Origin of the sequence: Lagierella sp., assembly GCF_029983815.1 — a bacterium.
Classification (GTDB): domain Bacteria; phylum Bacillota; class Clostridia; order Tissierellales; family Peptoniphilaceae; genus Mediannikoviicoccus.
In genome coordinates this window covers 1-3,367 of record NZ_JASBYU010000035.1, presented here as the reverse complement: position 1 = coordinate 3,367, position 3,367 = coordinate 1, and the positions used below count along the sequence as shown (strand labels likewise).

Sequence of the window (3,367 nt, the reverse complement as noted above, 5' to 3'; positions counted from 1 at the left end):
CCTAAATGGGATATTTTCATAGATTTTGAAGGTCTTTTTACAAGGATTTTAATATATACAATAAAAATCAAATCAAAATTCCCAAAACTATGAAAAACTTTCCTTTATATATTATAATATAGCCAGGAGGTATGCACTATGAAATTTTTAGAGTCCCATTCAAATGATCCCTATTACAATTTGAGTTTTGAAGAATATATCTTTAGAAACCTACCCCTTGAAAAAGAGGAATACGTATATCTATGGATAAATTCACCTGCAATTATAATAGGAAGAAACCAAAATGCTTACGCAGAGATAAACGAAGATTATGTTAAGGAGCACAACCTAAAGGTTTGTAGAAGGATAACCGGTGGAGGTGCTGTCTACCATGACTTTGGAAACCTTAACTTCTCCTTTATCACAAAGACTAAGGGACACGATAGAATAGACTTCAAGCAATACTATATACCAATAGTGAACGCCTTGAAGGCAATAGGAATTGACGCAGAGCTTTCAGGACGAAATGACATTACAATCGACGGTAAAAAATGTATTGGCTCTAGCCAATCTGTTGATAATCACAGAGTTTTATCCAACGGTTGCATTCTTTTCAATGTCCAATTGGAAGAACTTTCAAAGGCCTTAAATCCTAGGAAGGAAAAATTTGAATCAAAAGGTGTAAAATCTGTAAGATCTAGAGTCACTAATATCGCACCATATCTTGAAAAGAAGGATATTAGCACCGAAGACTTTAAAGCGATCCTACAAAGAGAAATCTTTAAACAGTTTGACGAAAAGGAAGAAGAGTATGTTCTTTCAGAAGAAGAGCTACAAGGAGTTAAGGAGATATACAACACAAGATTTTCATTAGAGTCTTGGAATTATGGAAAAAAACCAGTTGGAGAAGTTAAACAATATAAGAAATTCCCGGCAGGTTTTATAGAACTTGCCTACGATTTAGACAATGGCAAGATAAAAAATCTTCATATCAACGGCGATTTCTTTGGAAAGGAAAATGTTGAAGATATAAGAAAGTCCATCGAAGGTAAGGAGTACAAGAAGGCAAATATCAAGAAGATATTAGATGATTTTAAATTGGAAGACTACTTTGGAAATGTAAGTAGTGAAGAGTTGACAGACCTATTCTTTGATTAAAAAGCATTGGAGCACTCGAGTATAAAGAGTGCTCCAATTTTTGTCAATGTATAAGAAAAAGTATTAACCAAGCTATTATTCTACAATACCGCCAGAATAGCCGCCTTTATCATAGTTTTTGCCAAATTCTATATCAGAAGAATCGATATTATTTTCCTTCATTCTTTCAACGATCTTCTTCTTGTTATTATCCCTTTCAAATGGATTTGTAGTTTCAACAATTCCTTCAACAGTTCCATACCAATGTTTAAAAGCCATACCTATTCCAATTTCATCTTGTTGCCAGTCAGCTACAAGTCTTGTACCTGGGCATAAGAATGTAATATTCATGTCCCCTGTGTTGTATGGATAGGTTGTTAAGTCATGACAAACCGCTTGAAGACCAACTGTCTGCATGTTTGGGCTATAGCCATTGTGGTAAGAATAGCCTTGAATCATTCTCATGATATTATAGGACTTTCCTACTACAATTACCACATCTGGATCCTCTTCGTACATATCAAGAGGCATTACAGTTAAACCATATGGTTTTTCCTTCATAAATTGCATAGTGTCAGAAACAGACTTTGATGTTTCAACATTGTCGTAGATTCCTAGACCAACTCTAGCTTCTCCATTTGCCATCTTTGGTGGTGCAGGATTAAACCCAAGAGCCACGGATCCATTGAAACAACCTTGGTGTTCCGCTCTCAACTTCATAGCTTCTCCCCTTGAAGCCAAGTTAACAGAGTTACAATAAGCAACCTTTCTTCCTCTTTCTGGAACCTTTGAGTTATTGTATTCTTCTTCTGTAAATAGGAATTTTACTCCTACAGGTTTTCTTTCCAATCCTAAATAGGTCATAACAGTATTTGTACTATCTTTGTAATTCATATTAACACCCCTTATTTCTCTTAGTTAGCTTCAGTGCTAACAAAATGCCCAATATATCTTATTAGAGCATAGATTACCAGTATTGCTGCTATAATGGTTTCGATTAAAACCAACTTTGGCAATACAGCCTTTAAAAATCCTAACTTTTCAATATTGCCTGATTTCGTTAAAAATCCTGTTGCCATCTTTAGACCTATACCTGTGATTACAAATGGGAATGTAAAAGCAGCATAGGATGGGAAAAACTTAGTTTCCTTTAAGTACGCTGGTAACTTAGTAAGAACATAGATATATAGAAGTTGAGAAACTATCATCAATCCATACACTATAACTAAGTTCTTTTCTTCAAAGGACTGCATATACCCTGCTAAAAGAAGTGAAGCAGGTGCACATGTGATACAGAACAATGGAGCTAAAGGCGCATCAGGATGACCAATTTTCGTATATCTTTGGTTTACTGTGAACAGTAAAATGATAAATGAAATAAGTCCAAACCAGAAAAAAGCCTGTCCTAGTTTTTGTGCTCCAAAGGCCGGTGCAACTACAGATCCCACAACTATTCCTACATATACTATGTAGTAAGATGCGAAGACTTTCTTTATGTCGTAGTTAAAAATAAACTTCGCTGTAAAGTAGATTATTATTATGATATGAATAATAATTCCTAAATAATAAACAAACTTTGAGCTTTCACCTATGTAAGGTTTTAGGTATCCTGCAAAAAGCATTAGAGCCATGGAAAAAGTTCCAAAGACAGATGCCATAACAGGATTTTTCATCTCTTCCTTAAAGACGTTTAAATTTGAAAACATCCTTATTAAAAATAACACCAACAATACTGCACCTATTCCCCCTAGCACAAGACGTAGAGTTTCAGAATAGGTTTGAATTAAGTTTCCTAAAGCGAATAATCCAAGAATTACTCCGACTATAGGCAATGGAATTTTCTTTGTCATATGTCCCTCCAATTTATTTTTCTTCACTATAATTATATCGAAGATTTTATAAATGTCAATTAATTCACATGAGCCCTTGGATTATTTGCCTTAAAGTAGATTAAAATAAGCTTTTGTCCACTATTTCTAAGTCCAAAGTCCCGTTGTCTTCTATCCTTTTTATATAGACCTTTACAAGGACTTTAAAGGACTTTTCAGTATAGCCTTTTAATGTCTTAGTATGATAAGTTCCATTCTTATCCAAGTATCTGAGTTCTAAAGATCCCTCTTGAAAGTTTTTTGGAGTAACAAGCTCTTTTTTTAACTTTTCCCTTGGTCCAATTTTTTTAATCTTCTTCCAAGTATTTTCACGGGAGTTTGACAGTTGAATACATACCAAAACCTTTAAACGCATTGAAAAA

General features: G+C 34.2%; 4 protein-coding genes. 1 reads left to right on the top strand and 3 read right to left on the bottom strand.

What is annotated here, in order from left to right:
* Nucleotides 1-138 precede the first annotated feature (138 nt).
* Nucleotides 139-1,137, top strand: a complete 999-nt coding sequence (locus Q1K37_RS08305) for a lipoate--protein ligase (protein ID WP_300411243.1) — start codon at nt 139-141, stop codon at nt 1,135-1,137.
* Nucleotides 1,138-1,212: 75 nt separating this feature from the next.
* Here the strand turns inward: Q1K37_RS08305 and Q1K37_RS08300 are convergent, their stop codons facing one another.
* The 3 genes from Q1K37_RS08300 to Q1K37_RS08290 form a co-directional block, all read right to left on the bottom strand.
* On the bottom strand, nt 1,213-2,010 hold the full coding sequence (locus tag Q1K37_RS08300) for a DUF169 domain-containing protein (RefSeq protein WP_300411242.1): 798 nt from the start codon (nt 2,008-2,010) through the stop codon (nt 1,213-1,215).
* Between the two features lie 20 nt (nt 2,011-2,030).
* Nucleotides 2,031-2,966: a TDT family transporter gene (locus Q1K37_RS08295; RefSeq protein WP_300411240.1), complete on the bottom strand. Its 936-nt coding sequence runs from the start codon at nt 2,964-2,966 to the stop codon at nt 2,031-2,033.
* 100 nt (nt 2,967-3,066) lie between these two features.
* On the bottom strand, nt 3,067-3,367 hold a 301-nt coding region (locus tag Q1K37_RS08290; protein ID WP_300411239.1), incomplete at its 5' end, for a hypothetical protein.

What these genes read in the sequence shown, in the direction of transcription:
- Q1K37_RS08300 (WP_300411242.1), bottom strand. Translation starts at nt 2,010, where the DNA reads ATGAATTACAAAGATAGTACAAATACTGTTATGACCTATTTAGGATTG.
- Q1K37_RS08295 (WP_300411240.1), bottom strand. Translation starts at nt 2,966, where the DNA reads ATGACAAAGAAAATTCCATTGCCTATAGTCGGAGTAATTCTTGGATTA.
- Q1K37_RS08305 (WP_300411243.1), top strand. Translation starts at nt 139, where the DNA reads ATGAAATTTTTAGAGTCCCATTCAAATGATCCCTATTACAATTTGAGT.